At 40.5% G+C, this 18151-nt stretch carries 16 protein-coding genes; 13 read left to right on the top strand and 3 right to left on the bottom strand.

All coding sequences use genetic code 11. The features are described 5' to 3' along the window. Positions 1-578 precede the first annotated feature (578 nt). The 11 genes from rpmH (at position 579) to IE222_RS08300 (ending at position 11074) form a co-directional block, all read left to right on the top strand. Positions 579-713, top strand: a complete 135-nt coding sequence (gene rpmH, locus IE222_RS08350; protein ID WP_191271662.1) for a 50S ribosomal protein L34 — start codon at positions 579-581, stop codon at positions 711-713. Between the two features lie 89 nt (positions 714-802). After that, positions 803-1159, top strand: a complete 357-nt coding sequence (rnpA, locus tag IE222_RS08345; protein WP_191271660.1) for a ribonuclease P protein component — start codon at positions 803-805, stop codon at positions 1157-1159. A 133-nt stretch (positions 1160-1292) separates the two neighbouring features. Then, positions 1293-2069: a YidC family membrane integrase SpoIIIJ gene (gene spoIIIJ, locus IE222_RS08340; protein ID WP_191271658.1), complete on the top strand. Its 777-nt coding sequence runs from the start codon at positions 1293-1295 to the stop codon at positions 2067-2069. Further along, positions 2066-2689, top strand: a complete 624-nt coding sequence (jag, locus tag IE222_RS08335) for an RNA-binding cell elongation regulator Jag/EloR (protein WP_191271656.1) — start codon at positions 2066-2068, stop codon at positions 2687-2689. The genes spoIIIJ and jag overlap by 4 nt, the downstream gene beginning before the upstream one ends. A 510-nt stretch (positions 2690-3199) precedes the next feature. After that, entirely contained in the window at positions 3200-4585 is a 1386-nt protein-coding gene (mnmE, locus tag IE222_RS08330; protein WP_191271654.1) for a tRNA uridine-5-carboxymethylaminomethyl(34) synthesis GTPase MnmE, read from the top strand. A 139-nt stretch (positions 4586-4724) separates the two neighbouring features. Next, positions 4725-6620: a tRNA uridine-5-carboxymethylaminomethyl(34) synthesis enzyme MnmG gene (gene mnmG / locus IE222_RS08325; protein ID WP_191271652.1), complete on the top strand. Its 1896-nt coding sequence runs from the start codon at positions 4725-4727 to the stop codon at positions 6618-6620. Positions 6621-6640: 20 nt separating this feature from the next. Next, positions 6641-7357, top strand: a complete 717-nt coding sequence (gene rsmG / locus IE222_RS08320) for a 16S rRNA (guanine(527)-N(7))-methyltransferase RsmG (RefSeq protein ID WP_191271650.1) — start codon at positions 6641-6643, stop codon at positions 7355-7357. Between the two features lie 158 nt (positions 7358-7515). Next, positions 7516-8379, top strand: coding sequence for a nucleoid occlusion protein (noc, locus tag IE222_RS08315; protein ID WP_191271648.1), 864 nt, complete (start codon positions 7516-7518; stop codon positions 8377-8379). 261 nt (positions 8380-8640) lie between these two features. After that, positions 8641-9402 carry a ParA family protein gene (locus IE222_RS08310; RefSeq protein ID WP_191271646.1) on the top strand — a complete coding sequence of 254 codons (762 nt, stop codon included), beginning with the start codon at positions 8641-8643 and terminating at the stop codon, positions 9400-9402. Between the two features lie 4 nt (positions 9403-9406). Then, complete coding sequence (locus tag IE222_RS08305; protein ID WP_191271697.1) at positions 9407-10264, top strand: ParB/RepB/Spo0J family partition protein; 858 nt, start codon at positions 9407-9409, stop codon at positions 10262-10264. A 108-nt stretch (positions 10265-10372) separates the two neighbouring features. Further along, positions 10373-11074, top strand: coding sequence for a DUF554 domain-containing protein (locus IE222_RS08300; protein ID WP_191271644.1), 702 nt, complete (start codon positions 10373-10375; stop codon positions 11072-11074). 49 nt (positions 11075-11123) lie between these two features. Here IE222_RS08300 and yyaC read toward each other — a convergent pair whose 3' ends face one another. Then, positions 11124-11723 (bottom strand): spore protease YyaC, encoded by a 600-nt coding sequence (yyaC, locus tag IE222_RS08295; protein WP_191271642.1) that lies wholly within the window; start codon positions 11721-11723, stop codon positions 11124-11126. A 168-nt stretch (positions 11724-11891) separates the two neighbouring features. Here yyaC and IE222_RS08290 point away from each other — a divergent pair, with 168 nt between their 5' ends. Then, positions 11892-12764, top strand: coding sequence for a mechanosensitive ion channel family protein (locus IE222_RS08290; protein ID WP_191271640.1), 873 nt, complete (start codon positions 11892-11894; stop codon positions 12762-12764). 16 nt (positions 12765-12780) lie between these two features. Beyond that, positions 12781-12978, top strand: coding sequence for a DUF951 domain-containing protein (locus tag IE222_RS08285; protein WP_191271638.1), 198 nt, complete (start codon positions 12781-12783; stop codon positions 12976-12978). 62 nt (positions 12979-13040) lie between these two features. On the opposite strand, the gene IE222_RS08280 is transcribed toward IE222_RS08285, so the two are convergent. Together IE222_RS08280 and IE222_RS08275 are read right to left on the bottom strand one after the other, a co-directional pair. Continuing rightward, positions 13041-15047, bottom strand: coding sequence for a molybdopterin-dependent oxidoreductase (locus IE222_RS08280; protein WP_191271636.1), 2007 nt, complete (start codon positions 15045-15047; stop codon positions 13041-13043). 342 nt (positions 15048-15389) lie between these two features. Next, positions 15390-17981 carry an SH3 domain-containing protein gene (locus tag IE222_RS08275; RefSeq protein WP_191271630.1) on the bottom strand — a complete coding sequence of 864 codons (2592 nt, stop codon included), beginning with the start codon at positions 17979-17981 and terminating at the stop codon, positions 15390-15392. Positions 17982-18151: the final 170 nt, after the last annotated feature.

Here is an 18151-nt window from a genome sequence, read left to right as displayed (position 1 = left end):
TATAAAAAGCAGAACTATAAATTTATCATTATATGAAATGTGATTGTGGAAAACATATATAATAAGGATAAAATGCAGTATTTCGACAATATCCACTTGCTGTGGACAAGTTTTTACAGAGCCTTAGGATAACATGTCCACATGTTATCCACAATTTGTGGATAATTTATTTTTTGTTAGAAGTTATTCAGAGTGAAAACATAGTTATAATATCAAATAATAGCTAGCAGTGCAATGGTTTTTCTAAACTTATCCACAAGAGCAACATGATGTGCATGGGAATTGTCCACAGATAGATATTTTGTGAAAAACCTGTCAACATCTTGTGTGGATAGCAAAAAAAATGTCGATTTATTATCCACAGTTGATGGTGGGGCGTTCTCTAGAGAACGCTTATTAAAAAATGATTATGCTGGTTAGGTTGTATTCTTTTTTTTTATTTAATGCAAAACATTGAATTGGAAATTTGAAACAATGTTTGGAGAGCAGTTGACAATTTATGTGGGACATCTTTATAATAAGTAAGACTGTCGTCTGAATTTGAATTCTAGGACTTTTCCTTTTAGGGGGTGTCATATATGAAAAGAACTTATCAACCAAGTAAACGTAAACATAGCAAAGTTCACGGTTTCCGCAGTCGTATGAGCTCAAGCAACGGACGTAAGGTTCTAGCTCGTCGTCGTCGTAAAGGTAGAAAAGTATTATCAGCTTAGACCACTGAAACGTCTCAGTGGTCTTTTTTCTAATTAATTATAATTTTTTGGGATGAGCGAAAGTCTATTTTGATTGAAGGTGCTGTTTGATGAAAAAAGAATTACGCATAAAAAAAAATAAAGACTTTCAAACGGTTTTTCAAAAAGGCAAGTCTTTTGCAAATCGACAATTTGTCGTTTATTCGCTGTCAAAAGAGGATCAGGATTATTTCCGTATTGGTTTGTCTGTTAGTAAAAAAATTGGTAATGCTGTAACTAGAAATAGAGTGAAAAGGTATATTAGACAGTCCATTTTAGAACTGAAAGATCAGTTAGTACCTGGAAATGATTATGTCATTATCGCCAGGAAACCAGCGGCTGAAATGGATTTCCCTGCGGTAAAAGGCAGCCTGACACATGTACTTAAAGTCGGTAAGGTATTAAAGAAAAATGGAAAAAATCAATAAACAATTGCTTTCAATAAAGAAATTTTTATAGAAAAATGGTAAAATTACCTTTGGAATTACTTAAAAAGGCAGAGTAAATACATAAGAAACTTTTTTATATATTTTCATTTTATCTTTGAGGAGGAAAAACTGGTTGAGAAAACGAATATTACTTATATTTGGTGTACTTTCGATCTTCCTGCTTTTGACTGGATGCAGTGAATTCAATAAGCCAATCACAGAAGAAAGTACAGGCTTTTGGAATGAATATATTGTCTATCCGTTGTCATGGCTGATTAAGGAAGCTGCCTATTTGCTAGGCGGCAGCTATGGTCTTTCAATTATTGTTGTTACCATTTTAATCAGGTTGGTTATTTTACCGCTGATGATTAAACAGACGAAAAGTTCAAAAGCGATGCAGGCTTTGCAGCCAGAAATGAAAGCGCTCCGCGAGAAGTACAGTTCCAAAGATCAAAAGACACAGCAAAAGCTGCAGCAGGAAACAATGGCCTTATTCCAGAAGCATGGTGTTAATCCAATGGCCGGCTGTTTCCCGTTAATCGTTCAAATGCCGATTTTAATTGGTTTTTACCATGCCATTTCACGTACAAGGGAAATAGCGGAAGGGAACTTCCTATGGTTCGACCTTGGTGAAAAAGATCCATTTTATATTTTACCGATTGTTGCAGGAATCACGACATTTATCCAGCAAAAAATGATGATGGCCGGCACAGAAAACCAAAATCCGCAAATGGCGATGATGGTTTGGATGATGCCGATTATGATTGTTGTTTTTGCAATCAGCTTTCCATCAGCACTTTCCCTCTACTGGGTAGTCGGAAATATCTTTATGATTGTCCAAACCTATTTTATTAAAGGACCGGATTTAAAGATGCAAGCAGCCGGTAAAGCGGGAGGAACTAAAAAGTGAAACAGGTAACTGCTACAGGACAAACCGTCGAAGAAGCAGTAGAGTCAGCTTTAGCGCAATTAAGCACATCGAAAGATCAAACCAATATAGATATTATTGACGAAGGTAAAAAAGGGATTTTTGGCATCTTTGGGTCACGCCCAGCGGTTGTAAAGGTTACTGTAATCATTAATCCTATTGATGAAGCAAAGAAATTCCTAAAGCAAGTGAGCGAACAAATGGGTTCTCCTGCAGAGATTGAAGTAAAGCAGGAGGGGAAACAAGTTTGTTTTACCTTATCGGGTGAAAAAATTGCTTTGTTGATCGGAAAGCGAGGACAAACCCTTAATTCGCTGCAATATTTAACGCAGCTGGTGATTAACCGTTTTTCACAAAGTTATTTAACTGTCATTTTAGATGCTGAAGATTACCGCAATCGTAGAAATGAAACGTTAATTCAGCTGGCTCAGCGGCTGGCGCAAAAGGCCGTTAATACAGGTAAAGAGGTTTCATTAGAACCGATGCCTTCCTATGAAAGAAAAGCCATTCATACGGCATTGGCTGAAAATAGACGCGTAAAGACAAGTTCCGATGGAACAGAGCCGCATCGATTTGTCGTCATTTCACCGGTAAGAAAATAATTTGATTCAGGATAAGACATCCTTCCAATATGGAAGGGTGTTTTTTTATGGCCATTTTTAGAGAAAGAAGTATAAAAATTTGACTTTGAGAATTGTCTAGCTCCAGCACCCTAGCGGCTAGTGTCATTCGCTCTCCGTCCTACGATAAGTCAAGCACGAATGCGCCTCCGGCTCTTCGTGTTTCCTTTATCTCAGTTGGAGTGCCCAACAAGGAAAGCTTCGGGAGCATAGGCATCGCATGAAGGAGAATAATCATTAGCTTTTTTCGAGGAGGCCATACGCCGCTGGCCAGGGAGCTTGCGCTTTTCTTATGTGAATAACTTCTTTCGTTGATTTTGTTTTATTGTTATTCACATGTGGATAAGTTAAAATAATACAAGACTCTTTTGGATTGTGGATAAGACGCAGCTGGTTACTTAAAAAACTGGCTTTTTTGTGATAATCTAACCTTTTGGAGAAAAAAAGATCCATTTAAATATGAAATTTTTGATAGTGGTGAGGTGAATAGAAATGGATTTTGATACAATTGCGGCGATTTCGACGCCTATGGGGGAGGGCGCCATTGCGATTGTTCGCTTGAGCGGGGAAGAAGCAATCCCGATAGCTGATAAGCTATTTAAGGGAGCAAATGGCAAAACGCTTGCAGAACAAGGCAGTCATAGGATTCATTATGGGCATTTGAAAGACCCGAGCAGCGGCCAAGTGGTGGAAGAGGTTATGGTGTCTGTTATGAAGGGGCCAAAAACCTTTACTAAAGAGGATGTAGTAGAAATCAATTGCCACGGAGGACTTGTTTCGGTTAATCGAGTTTTGCAGCTTGTGTTAAATTATGGGGCACGTCTCGCAGAACCAGGAGAGTTTACAAAACGTGCTTTTTTAAATGGACGGATTGATTTATCGCAGGCAGAAGCGGTGATTGATTTAATTCGTGCAAAAACCGATCGGGCAATGAATGTCGCATTAGGGCAAATGGAAGGAAGGCTGTCCCGGCTGATCCGCCGCCTGCGTCAGGAAATATTAGAAATCTTGGCTCATATTGAGGTTAACATCGACTATCCGGAGTATGATGACGTAGAAGAAATGACCCATACAATGCTGCTGCCCAAAGCGAAGTATGTTCGGAACGAAATCAATAAACTTTTGCAGACATCGCAGCAGGGGAAAATTCTTCGTGAAGGGTTGTCTACTGTTATTGTCGGCAGGCCAAATGTTGGTAAGTCCTCATTGTTAAACAGCCTTGTTCAAGAAAATAAGGCGATTGTAACTGATATCCCGGGAACAACAAGGGATGTTATTGAGGAGTATGTGAATGTTCGCGGTGTACCGTTAAGATTATTAGATACTGCTGGGATCCGGGAAACAGAGGACATTGTGGAACGAATTGGTGTCGAACGTTCCCGCCAGGTTTTAAAAGAAGCTGATTTAATTTTGCTTGTGTTGAATTACTCGGACAAGCTAACAAAAGAGGATGAAAATCTATTCGAGGCTGTAAAAGGAATGGATACTATCGTTATTGTCAATAAAACAGATCTGCCGCAGCAGATTGACCTTGATAGGGTCCATGAGCTAGCGAAGGATCATCAAATTGTAACAACCTCGTTGTTAGAAGACCACGGTGTAGATGAATTGGAGGAAGCAATTGCTTCTTTATTCTTTGCAGGATCTATTGAAGCGAAGGATGCCACCTATGTATCGAATAGCCGTCATATTGCCCTTCTAAATCAAAGCTTTAGGGCAATCGAAGAGGCTATTGGCGGCGTGGAAATGGGAACACCGATTGACATCGTTCAAATTGATTTAACGAGAACCTGGGAGCTGCTAGGGGAAATCATCGGGGACAGTGTCCATGAAAGCTTGATTGACCAGTTATTCTCACAATTCTGCTTAGGGAAATAACAAATAGTATTTCCTATCCGAAATGCGGGAAAATCGGCCGCTGCGGTCAACGGAGCTAAGAACCACAAAACTTAAGGTTGAACAATATATACGTAAGGCATTTTTTCCGCGGCATGCGGAAAAGGAGGAACAAAACATAATGCAGCAATTTGAAGCAGGTAGTTATGACGTCATCGTTGTCGGGGCCGGACATGCCGGCTGTGAGGCGGGCCTAGCGCCGGCAAGAATGGGCGCCAAAACTCTATTGATTACGATAAATCTCGATATGGTGGCCTTTATGCCATGTAACCCTTCTGTAGGCGGTCCAGCAAAGGGGATTGTTGTCCGGGAAATTGACGCCCTCGGCGGAGAAATGGCTAAAAATATTGATAAAACATATATTCAAATGCGGATGCTCAATACAGGTAAGGGCCCCGCAGTGCGCGCCTTACGCGCGCAAGCAGATAAATTTGCCTACCAGCATGAAATGAAAAAGACACTTGAAGAACAGCCCAACCTTACGTTAATCCAGGGGATGGTAGAACAACTAATTGTTGAGGATGGCGTTTGTAAAGGGGTCATCACAAAAACCGGAGCTATTTATCGCTCGAAAACAGTTATTATAACAACAGGTACGTTCCTGCGCGGGGAAATTATTATCGGTGAATTAAAATATTCAAGCGGTCCTAACAATCAACAGCCATCGATTAAGCTGTCTGAACACTTGGAACAGCTTGGCTTTGAGCTTGTTCGCTTTAAGACTGGTACACCGCCAAGGGTTAACGGCAATACGATTGATTACAGCAAAACAGAAATACAGCCTGGCGACGAAGAGCCAAGGGCATTTTCATATGAAACAACGAAATATATTACCGATCAGCTCCCATGCTGGCTAACCTATACAAACGAATACACGCATCAATTAATTGACCAGAACCTTCACCGGTCGCCGATGTATTCAGGGATGATTAAAGGAACAGGTCCGCGTTACTGTCCTTCAATTGAAGACAAGGTCGTCCGCTTCAATGATAAGCCGCGCCATCAGATTTTCCTTGAACCTGAAGGTCGAAATACGAAAGAAGTCTATGTTCAAGGTCTTTCTACAAGTCTTCCTGAAGATGTTCAGCACAAGCTGATCAAAACAGTGCCTGGCTTAGAGCAAGCGGAAATGATGAGGCCGGGCTATGCTATTGAATATGATGCGATTGTACCGACACAGCTTTGGCCGACATTAGAAACAAAGGTGGTAAAAAACCTCTATACTGCTGGTCAGATAAACGGAACTTCGGGATATGAAGAAGCAGCCGCTCAAGGAATCATGGCCGGCATTAATGCAGGACTTAATGTCCAAGGGCGTGAAGAGCTTGTATTAAGCCGTTCTGATGCGTATATCGGTGTTTTAATTGATGATTTAATTACAAAGGGAACAAATGAACCTTACCGCCTGCTTACGTCTCGAGCGGAGTACCGCCTTTTGTTAAGACATGATAATTGCGATTTACGCTTAACAGAAATGGGCCATAAAATAGGTTTAATCCGCGAAGAACGCTATCAAGCTTTTTTAGCGAAAAAGGAAAAGATTGAAGCTGAAAAGGAAAGATTACGGTCAACGATCTTAAAGCCATCTGATAAAAATGTTCAAGAGCTGATTCGAAGCATCGGCGGGAGCGAGTTAAAGGATGGAATTCGAGCTTCTGACCTGTTAAAGCGTCCAGAAATGACGTATGAAATGCTAGAAACTCTAACAACACCGGAAATTTCTTTAGATGCTGATTTAAAAGAGCAAGTAGAAATCCAAATTAAGTATGAGGGCTATATTGAAAAATCCTTGCAGCAGGTTGAACGATTGAAAAAGATGGAAGATAAAAAAATTCCGGAAAACATTGATTATGATGCCATTTCGGGGCTTGCGACGGAAGCGAAACAAAAGCTGAAGAAGATACGACCGTTATCGCTGGCACAGGCATCGAGAATTTCCGGGGTAAACCCTGCTGACATCTCCATCCTGCTTGTCTACTTGGAACATGGGCGGATTGCCAGAATAGCCAATGAATAAGTGAGTGAGGAAGTTAGCAGATGAATATTGATCAATTTATCGCAAGTCTAAAGGAAAAAGGATTAAGTCTGACGGAAAAACAGCTCAATCAGTTTGAAAAGTATTATGAAACACTTGTTGAGTGGAATGAAAAAATGAATTTGACAGCAATTACGGATAAAGAAGATGTGTATTTAAAACACTTTTATGATTCCATCACCGCTGGGTTTTATTTTGATTTTACCAAGCCCTTACGTCTCGCTGATGTCGGGGCTGGTGCTGGTTTCCCAAGTATTCCGTTAAAAATTGTCTTTCCTGAAATCGAGGTAACCATTGTCGATTCCTTAAATAAGCGAATTTCGTTTTTAAACCATTTGGCCAATGTGTTAGGACTAGAAAAGGTTCAATTTGTTCATGACCGTGCTGAAACATTCGGTGTTAATCCAAAATACCGGGAAAGTTTTGATGTTGTCACAGCACGAGCTGTAGCGAGAATGTCTGTTTTAAGCGAACTATGTTTACCGCTTGTAAAAGTCGGAGGGCATTTTCTTGCATTAAAAGCAGCCAATGCTGAAGAGGAATTAACTGCAGGCAAAAAAGCTATCGCTACTCTTGGCGGCAAGGTTGAAAGCATGTCCACCTTTATATTGCCAATAGAAGAATCTGAACGGAACATTTTAATTATTAAAAAGGAAAAACAAACACCAAAAAAATACCCGAGAAAGCCAGGGACCCCGGGAAAGACACCAATTGAGTAGCGCGAAATGCAATACTCTTGTTAGGTTATGTTAATTATTGTTAACGGAAATCTGCTTTAGGGTGATGACAAAATTTTTGCAAAAATGTTATCCTAGGCAGGAAGAAATAATTAAAATAGAGAATAAGTAATAGGGAGTTTCGAAAGGTGGTGTTGGGGATGAAGAGTTCGTTTACACGCTTTTTTGGCCTCGGTGACAAAGGAGAACAAACGGTTGAACTGGAACAAGAGCTGAATATTGAAAGAAATGAAGAAATCAAAAAAATACCCATCGATCAAATTGTTCCGAACCGTTTTCAGCCGCGAACCGTTTTCGACGAAGAAAAAATTGATGAATTATCGCGAACTATTCATATACATGGAATTATCCAGCCAATCGTCGTGAGGGAATTTGCTGCAAATCAATTTGAAATTATTGCCGGTGAACGCCGCTGGAGAGCAATGAAAAAGCTTGGTTGGACCGAAGCACCAGCCATCGTAAAAGATATGACCGATACGGAAACAGCTTCTGTTGCGTTGATTGAGAATCTGCAGCGGGAGGAGTTATCTCCGATTGAAGAAGCCATTGCCTATGGCCGACTGTTAGAACTGCATAATTTAACCCAGGAGGCGCTGGCGCAGCGCTTAGGAAAGGGGCAGTCAACTGTTGCCAACAAGCTTCGACTTCTCAAATTACCACAGCCGGTTCAAGATGCCTTATTAAATAAAGTGATCACAGAGCGCCACGCTCGAGCTTTGATTCCGCTAAAAGACCCGGAAAAACAAGTCGCATTGCTTGCGGAAATCATTGAGAAGAACTTCAATGTTAAACAAACGGAAGACCGCATTGCCAAGCTGTTGGAAGAAAAGACAGCCAAACCGAAACCAAAGCGTAAGGCATTCAGCAAAGATATGAGAATTGCCGTAAATACGATTCGTCAATCGTTATCAATGGTGACAGATAGCGGCATTAATCTTAATGCTGAGGAAGAGGAATTTGACGAATTTTATCAATTTACCATTCGTATTCCAAAGAAAAAATAATAGTTTTGAAGATGGAAGAACCAAGCAGCCACTTTGTTTGGTTCTTATTTATTTCCCCAATATATTGCCAAATCTAACTATAATCTCCTCTCGTCTATTTGGAATATTTTTTGAAAAAATTCAACAACCCGGATGTTTCATGATAAAATAGAGAAATGGAATTTTAATTTTACGTATGAAGGCAGAATATTCTTGAAAATCACTACAAATTGCTAGAATAAGAGAAATATATTTTTTTAGAAGCAAAGGATGGGTGACAAAGTGGGTAAAATCCTTTCAATCGCGAATCAAAAAGGTGGAGTTGGTAAAACAACTACCTCTGTCAACCTAGGCGCCTGTTTAGCATATATCGGCAAGCGAGTATTATTAGTAGATATAGATCCGCAAGGAAATGCAACAAGTGGGATTGGTATTGAAAAGGCTGTTGTCGAACAGTGTGTATATGATGTTTTGGTAGATGATGTAGAGGCAAAAGAAGTCATCCTGCCAACAGCGGTAGAAAATTTGTACGCCATTCCGGCCACAATTCAATTGGCTGGGGCGGAAATTGAGCTTGTGCCGACCATTTCAAGGGAAGTCCGCTTAAAACGGGCTCTTGAGGAAGTAAAGGATCAATTTGATTATATTATTATCGATTGTCCGCCATCACTAGGACTGTTGACACTTAATGCCTTAACAGCATCAGATTCCGTCATTATTCCAGTACAGTGCGAGTATTACGCCTTAGAAGGATTAAGTCAATTATTAAACACCGTTAGATTGGTGCAAAAGCATTTAAATAAGGACTTAAAAATTGAAGGCGTTTTGTTAACAATGCTAGATGCGAGAACCAATCTGGGGATTCAGGTTATTGAAGAGGTCAAAAAGTATTTTCAAGATAAGGTGTATAAAACGATTATTCCACGGAATGTACGTCTAAGTGAAGCACCAAGCCATGGGGAACCGATTATTACGTATGATGCAAAATCACGCGGAGCGGAAGTGTATGTAGATTTGGCAAAGGAAGTGGTCGCAAATGGCTAAAGGATTGGGAAAAGGTTTAGGAAAAGGTCTAGACGCCATCTTTTCCAATATGGAGGCCGGGAAAGAAGAGACGGTACAGGAGATTAAAATTAAAGAACTAAGACCAAACCCTTATCAGCCGCGGAAATACTTCCAACAGGAGGCAATCGATGAATTAAAGGCCTCTATTATCGAACATGGAATTCTCCAGCCAATAATCGTCAGAAAAAGTATAAAAGGCTATGAGATTGTAGTCGGAGAACGCCGCTATCGAGCAGCAAAGGAGGCAAAACTTACCACTGTTCCAGCCGTAGTGAGAGAGCTTACGGAACAGCAAATGATGGAATTAGCCGTCCTAGAGAACCTGCAGCGGGAGGATTTAAATCCGATTGAAGAAGGGCAAGCCTATCAAACCTTAATGGACAAGCTTGACTTAACACAGGAAGAGGTTGCTAAAAGGTTAGGAAAGAGCCGGCCTCATGTAGCTAACCATATCCGCTTATTATCCCTGCCGCCGAAAATTCAAGAGCTGATTTCGGATGGGAAAATCTCAATGGGACATGGCAGGGCATTATTGGGACTTAGGAACAAGGCCACTCTGCCAATGGTGGTAGAAAAGGTTATCAATGAATCTATGAATGTCCGACAGCTGGAAAAATGGATACAGCAATTAAACGAAAATGTTCCACGTGAAACAAAGCAGCCGGAGAAGAAAAAGGATGTCTTTATCCTTGAGCGTGAGCATTCTCTCCGCGAACGATTTGGCACTTCGGTTACGATTAAACAAAATAAAAATAAAGGAAAAATTGAGATTGAATTTTTCTCCCAGGATGATTTAGAGAGGATTTTAGAAATTCTCGGCCAAGAACACGAATCATTGTAAGCCATCTATAGGATGGTTTATTTTTTTATAAAACCCTTTTCTGCAGATAGAAAACATGATAGGTTAAATTTAATACTATTTCGTGAGGCGAAAGTAAGGAGAAAGACAATGTTTTTATTGGGAACACTTGTGAACGGAGTATTGATTATTGTCGGTACGCTCCTTGGGAGACTGTTAAATCGAATTCCCGAGGGAATGAAGACTACAGTTATGTATGCGATTGGTCTTGCAGTAATGGTTTTAGGGCTGCAAATGGGCTTAAAAAGTGATAACTTCTTAATTGTTATTATCAGTCTTGTCTTTGGTGCGGTAATTGGAGAATGGATGAAACTGGAGGATAAATTGAATGATTTGGGCAAATGGCTTGAAAGTAAAGTAGGCTCAAATGGAAAAGGCAGTATATCGGAAGGGTTTGTGACTGCAACCTTAATCTTTGTTATCGGTGCGATGGCGATTATTGGAGCCTTAGACAGCGGCATTCGCGGCGACCACGATGTACTTTATACGAAAGCAATCATTGACGGTTTTACCGCCTTAATCCTCTCTTCTACACTTGGAATCGGTGTTATTTTTTCCGCCGTTCCTGTTCTATTGTATCAAGGATTAATTGCCTTGTTTGCGACGCAAATTAATCAATTCGTTCCAAAACTGCTGATGGAACAGTTTATTACCGAGATGACGGCAACAGGCGGTATCATGATTTTTGCCATCGGATTAAATTTAATTGGATTAACGAAGGTGAAGGTTGCCAATCTTCTCCCTGGTATAATGGTGGTAGGAATTATTGTAACGATTTTATATAATTTTTAATGGTAGAAAGAGGAAAAGGGATCTCCTGTAAAAATTGAGCTCCCTTTTTTCAATTGGTCTTTTCTTCTTCTGTAACAATTGTTTTTTGATAAATCAGGCCAGCTAGATAAATTCCTTCAGATATGGTTTTAGCCATTTTCATTACTAAATTTAGGCGGGTGTTTTGTAACACAAAAAACTCCATAAAACCGCTTACATTGACAATCCCTGTGATATGTATATCACCCACCGCAGGGAGCTCCTTATTTACCCCGGCCCCTGGTTTGACAGGGCCTTTTCCAACCTGGATCACGCCAACATTTTTTGTCCGTCCAAGACAGGCATCAATTCCAATCATATATGGATTATCGTGTTTTAATTGAATTTCATTCAGTCTATCTTCAAGATTTACCGCATGAATCGGCTCATCAAGTGTTCCGTATACATAAAAGGACGTTAGTTTTTTTTCTTCTAACAATGTACCGATTAAGGGTCCTAAAGAATCACCTGTGGAGCGGTCAGTGCCAATACAGACAAAGACAATCGGGCGGCTGGTCATTGCAGGAATAAAGCTAAGCAGCTCACCGGCCAAATTTTGGGCGGCATGAGCATCATCATGGAAAATTTGTGTTTTAGCCTTTTTATCGAAAAAGTGTGCTTTCAGATTCATTTCGATCCACCTCTTATCCACGATCAATCATGTGCTTTAACATTATACGGAAAATTTAGAATATCTATACATGGACAATCTAAAAATGCTAAAAACACTTCACTATTCTATGCTTATAAAAATTGTTAAAATAGAATAGGTATGAAAGTTTTGAAAGCAGGTGTATAAATGGAAGAGATTACAACGGAAAAAGGGTTTAAAAAAAATGTAATAGATAAACTACAAAATGAAGATACATGGATGAGTTTGGGTGAAGCGTTTTTAAAAATTTTAATCATTATGGCCATTTCTAATATCATTATTCGAATTGGGAAAGTAGCGATTCATAATGTTTTTAAACTAAGGAATTTGTCGCCGCTTAATAAGTCAGAGCGGCGGGAAGAAACATTGGCCAAGCTTTTGGATAATACACTGACATATGTAGTGTACTTTATTGCCATTATGATGGTTCTTTCCGTTTTGGGAATAGACGTTAAGGCACTGATTGCTGGTGCCGGAGTTGTTGGCTTAGCCGTCGGTTTTGGTGCGCAAAGCTTAGTGAAGGATATTATTTCTGGGTTTTTCATTATCTTTGAGGATCAGTTTTCCGTTGGCGATCATGTTCGAATCGGGGAATTCGAAGGAAATGTTGAAGCAATAGGATTAAGAACAACAAAAATCAAAAGCTGGACCGGGGAAGTGCATATCTTACCAAACGGAAGCATCACTCAGGTGACAAATTTTTCGCTCAATAATAGTATTGCCGTTATTGATATTGCCATTTCTAATGGTGAGGATATTGATAAGGCTCAAAAGGTTATTGAAGATGCGCTGGCAAAAATGCCTAGTCAATATGAACAATTAGTTGCTGTTCCGACACTTTTAGGGATTCAAACGATGGGACCGACGGAGGTGGTCTTGCGGGTTACCGCCGAAACATTGCCTATGCAGCATGCAGCGGTTACAAGAATGATTCGGAAGGATATCAAGAGTATTTTAGATGAGTATGGAATCAGGGTCCCTTCAGCGAAATTTGTGATGTTGCCAGATGGGGAAAAATAAAAAAGAGGTGAGCATGATGGAAGAAAAAGAATTTGGACTAAATGATGTGGTTGAGATGAAAAAACAGCATCCGTGCGGGACAAATCGCTGGAAAATCATACGAATGGGCATGGACATCCGGATCAAGTGCGAAGGCTGCGGGCATAGTGTAATGATTCCAAGAAGAGAGTTTTCCCGAAAAATGAAAAAGATTTTAGTGAAGCATGAAGGATAACATTTCATGCTTCTTTTTTTTGGTGTCAGGCACCATGTGAATTTTTCACATAGTGCCTTTTTTTATAGTTTTTCAAGATTTACAAGACAGTCATAGAGTGTGCTGCCCAAGCGGTTGTCTGATTCGCGGCTTGAGGTTAAATTATTGACTGGTCCGCCGAACCTGCGCCAGATTCCTTCATCGATATTTATCGTATTAGGGTGGGCTGCAGATAGAATGGAAACAAATCCTTTCACTTCCCCGCGATCGTTCCAGACTCTGACTTGATCACCATTTTGCAATCCTTGATCATCGGCAATATTTTGGGCAATCTCGACTTTAAGCTTAATATTCCCGCTCAACAAATGATAGTTTTGCGAATGATTGGATCGCATAGGGTGAATCGTCAGCAAGCTGTACGGATATTTTGCCGCAAGCTCTGGCATGGACCACTTAGATTCATCAGGAAGGGCTAATGTTAATTCCCCAGGAAACCCTTTTTGCTGGCCCAATTGGGAGGTGAATTCAAATTTACCTGATGGTGTTGCGAATCGTTTATCCTGCCATGGAATTTTCGCTGCTGGCAGTTCTAATGTGCTGTTTTCTTTTAATTTTTCCAGTGTGAAGCCCTTTTCCTTTAGCGGTTTTAGAGTCATGTTGAGCCATTCATCTCTGGTGAAGTTAAAATCCTCACCAAATCCAAGCTGCTGGGCTAATTGCGTCCATATCCATAAATCTGGCTTCACTTCGCCAGGGGTCTCTTGAACAAGCTTAGGACCATAATTAACATAATGATGATACATTGATGAATAATAAAAGTCCTCTTCCTCGAATGCAGTTGTAGTCGGCAGGATATAATCCGCAATTTTTGCCGTATCGGTCATAAATTGCTCAATGACGACTAATGTTTCTACTGAAGAAAAGGCTTTTTCGACCACCGTTGAATCAGGAACCTGAGTTAGCGGGTTGCCGCATGTTACGACAATCATCTTAATTTCCGGATTCTTTGCGGTTAATACGTCCTCAGCCTGCTTCATGATCGAAAACAGACGGTGGTTTTTTCTACGGTTCGGAAGGGTTAATTCCTCGAACGCAAAGCTTTGGCCCACCTGGATATTGGCGTAATTTGCACCGCCCCCGGGGATGCCGATATTGCCGCTGACAGCGACAAGGGCATCAATCAGGCGAATGGTGTTGCCACCGTTTTGATAACGCTGTAAGCCAAGCCCCATAAAGGTCGCTGTCGGCTTCTCGGCATAAACATACGCTAAGTTGGTGATGACCTCCACAGGAACCTCGGCCATTTCACTTACTTTTTCAAGGGATATACTATTTATTAACTTTTCTAAGTCGGCAAATCCGTATGTGGACCTTTCGATAAATGTCCTGTCTTCAAGGCCTAGGCGGAGTATTTCTTTGATAATCCCTGCTGCTAAAATACCGTCCATTCCAGGCTTTATTGTAATGTGCTCATCAGCAATTTTAGCTGTTGCGTTAAACAGCGGGTCAATAACAATTAATTTAGCGCCAAGCTTCTTGACCTCAAGCAGTTTTTCATAAAAATGCATATTGGTGCGAGCAGCATTTCGGCCCCAAATGATAATGCTTTTACTGTTGTAAATATCATTTGGTTCGTGGCTTAAGGCGTTGCCAAAATCCCATTTTTGTGCTTCAATTCCTGCCCCCCAGCAAAGTGATCCGTAAAGCTCAGTCACTCCGCCGTAACAATTAAAAAAGCGCTGGTCGAGATTTTTTAATATCCCATTATTCGCATAATCATGGCTGTGCAGGACAGCTGTTGTTCCGTACTTTTCTTTGATTTTCGTGAATTTAGCGGCGATTTCAGCGAGCGCCTGCTCCCAGGAAATTTGTTGAAATTGTCCGTTTACCTTTTTTAAAGGATAGAGTAAGCGTTCAGGTGAGTTTGTTCTTGTTTCAAGCATCCTGCCGCGTCCGCAGATTTTACCTTTCGTAATCGGGTGATCTGGGTCACCTTCGACTTTTGTCACCCGCCCATTTTCCACTGTTACATGAAAACCGCAGCTATCCCAGCAATTTAACGGACATGCCGCTTTTACGACTGTCGCCAAAAAATTCACCTCCAAATGCTGACTTTTTAAATAAGGATAATACAATTTCTTGAAAAATACTATTATCTTTTTCTTAACATGGTTCTAATGAGAAAGAAAAGGTTGTGGAGCCTATGGAAGTGTCTTTAATAAGGGTTCTTGAGGACAAAATCACTATTAAATTGCCTTACGTTAATTGAAAGGTAATGTGCGCTAATGAAGAAGCCGTTTGCGCTAATTGATAAGTGATTTACGCTAATTGAAATCGTAAAACTGCCTTTCATAAAGTTTTTTGAGGACAAAACCGGTAATGAAGATAGTAAAATGTCCCATAGCTCAGCGCACTATGGGACATTTAAGAATTTATTTGTATTGCGGTATTTCCAAAACAAGTTTATAAGAATCTATTAAACTATATAAATTATACATTTGTTTGACTTGTTTTGCTGCCCAGCCAATGTCTGTGGCGTACTGATGTGTGGCCTTTCCGTTTGCGGCTGCGGCTCTCGGATTCCATCTCATTTTGTAAAGGGTATCCTGACCTGCATTAATATAGCCGTTAGCAATAAATTGGGCTCCGCCAATAATCGCATCTTCAGGCGTAAACCAGCCTGCGTTATAGGCGAACTGTGCGCCGCCGTTAATGGCATCTGCGTCAATAGCCCCGATGCCGTACATATTGTAAACTGTTTTCCCGTTTACTTGGACACCATTTGCTAGATCGGATCTACCGTTACTGGTTTCTAACAGGGCATGGGCAATTAAATACATTTCATTAACCCCATACTTTTCGCCGGCTTTAATAAAGGTTGAAGCTAAACCATTTAAAATGCCTTTACCGGATAGCACTCTATCATTTACTTCTTTTGCATCGAGTTCTGCAGTTAATGATAATTTTAGAAATTGCAGAGAATTAGACGTACTTCCAAGGAAATTATTTGGATTTACATAATAGCTAACATCCTCAGGGCTGGCATTGACCCATGTTTTATTATAGGCTACCTTGTACCAGTCAAATCCATCTTTGCCTTTAATGGTTCCGAGAATTTGCAGGGTGTCTTTATCTTTTACTTGTCCGACATTCCAATAATCAGTACTTGCGCCGCCCCTTACATTCCAGCTCGCACCATTTACGGTACCACTTGTAGGACTTGATAAGGTTAAGGCATCGGCCCTGATATATGTATCATATTTTTTATCAGTTTGCGGACTAGAGGCCATCTCTATTCTTACCATGTCTGCTAAGCCAATATTATAGCTTTCATACACTTTTTCGATACTTGGACCTGTTGTATTTGGGTTAAACGGAGCAGTATCCGATAAATATTGAGAGCTGACAAATCCCGTCTTTCCATTTGCTGTTACTTTGGCCCAGCCATTTTCTTCAGATAAAACGGTGACTAACGTTCCCCTTGCCAGTTTCGTAATAACCGCTGCACTTGTAGAAGCTGTAGCTCGCATTTTTAAGCTCGATCCATAAAGGACATTGACATATTTTTCAACCGCCACAGGCTTATTCTGTTGAGAACCGTTATTGGCGGAAGAATCGGACCCAGACCCGGTATTTGAACCTGGAGCAGTATTAGCACCGCTGCCATTATTTAAATCTGATGATGGTTTCTTTTCACTTTCAGTATTGGAACCAGCAACTGGCTTCGTAGTTGTTAGAAAGTCACTACTTACGTAGCCTGTTTTTCCGTAAGCCTCAATTTTAGCCCAGCCATTTGCTTCAGAGTAAACAGCGACTTTCACACCTCGGGCTAATTTTATTAAAACAGAAGCTTTTGTTGAGGCACTTTTCCGCATATTTAATGAGGAACCAAGCTTCACATTCACATATTTGGCTGCCTTTTTTTGCTCCTCCTTCTTAGGGGGCTGCGGCTTAGGGCTTGAAATTTTAGAGACTAAAAATTCCGAGCTGACAAACCCTTGCTTTCCATTTACTTCTATTTTGGCCCAACCCTTAGATTCTGAAATAACCTTTACTTCAGTGCCATTTATCAGCTTTGTAATAATATCAGAGCTAGTTGAAGTGCTTTTTCTAACATTCAATCTTGAGCTGGCATTTATATTGACATATTTAATGATTATTTTTGGGGTACTCATAGAAGAACCGTTGTTTGTACCTTGAGATTTATCACCTAAGAAAGCGGAACTGACATAGCCTTTTTTTCCATAGACCTCGATTTTAGACCACCCTCCAGAGCTGGAGTAAACCTTGACAGGAGTCCCTTTTGCCAGCTTAACAATAATCGATGCACTGGTGGAAGCACCGTTCCGCATGTTTAATGACCCGCTTGCAACATTGACATATTTAGTAACCGGTTGGCTTGTGGATTGTTTAGTGAAACCATCGGAACCAGAGTTAGAGTCGGAATTTTTGGAAGCTAAGAAATTTGTACTGACGTATCCAATTTTTCTGCCGGCCTTTACTTTAGCCCAGCCCTTGGCTTCGGAATAAACCGTTACCGCGGTTCCTTTTTTCAAGGATCCGATGACGCTCGATTTGGTAGAAGCACTCTTGCGTAAATTTAACGCCCCGCTTGCAACATCCACATATTTAGTAACCGTTTGGCTTGTGGATTGCTTGGCGAATCCGTCTGAATTCTTAGAGGAAAGAAAGCTTGCACTGACAAAGCCAATCTTGCCGCTTGCTTTTACCTTCGCCCAGCCTTTTGCTTCGGAATAAACAGTTACTGCGGTCCCTTTTTTCAGCGAACTAATAACAGCAGAACCAGAAGTGGCACTTTTCCGTAAATTTAAGGAACCACTGGTTATATCCACATACTTTACATATGAATGGCCTGGATTTGCTTTTTCAGCCAAAACCGCTTCCTGATAAGCGGCCGTTGAAAGAACGGCAAAACAAAATGTAGGGATGATTGCCTTCTTTACGACATTCCCCGGCATTCGGGGTTGTTCTGGACTGGTTTGCGGTACGTCTGTTTTTTTCATTACTCCCCCTCCAATTTTTTACATAAATATGTATAATAATCCTGTATTTGGCGATACTAAAATGGAATTTGTAATAAATTTTACCATATTTACTAAAATAATAGAGAAGTTTGTTGAAATTTATCTTTTGTTTTTTTAAAAAAGTGGTAGAATAAGAGTCTTTTCTCCTG

Source organism: Neobacillus kokaensis (genome assembly GCF_014656545.1).
In the GTDB taxonomy this organism is placed as follows: Bacteria; Bacillota; Bacilli; order Bacillales; family Cytobacillaceae; genus Neobacillus; species Neobacillus kokaensis.
The sequence above is the reverse complement of the archived record's forward strand: the minus strand, read 5'-3'. Positions and strand labels throughout refer to the sequence as shown.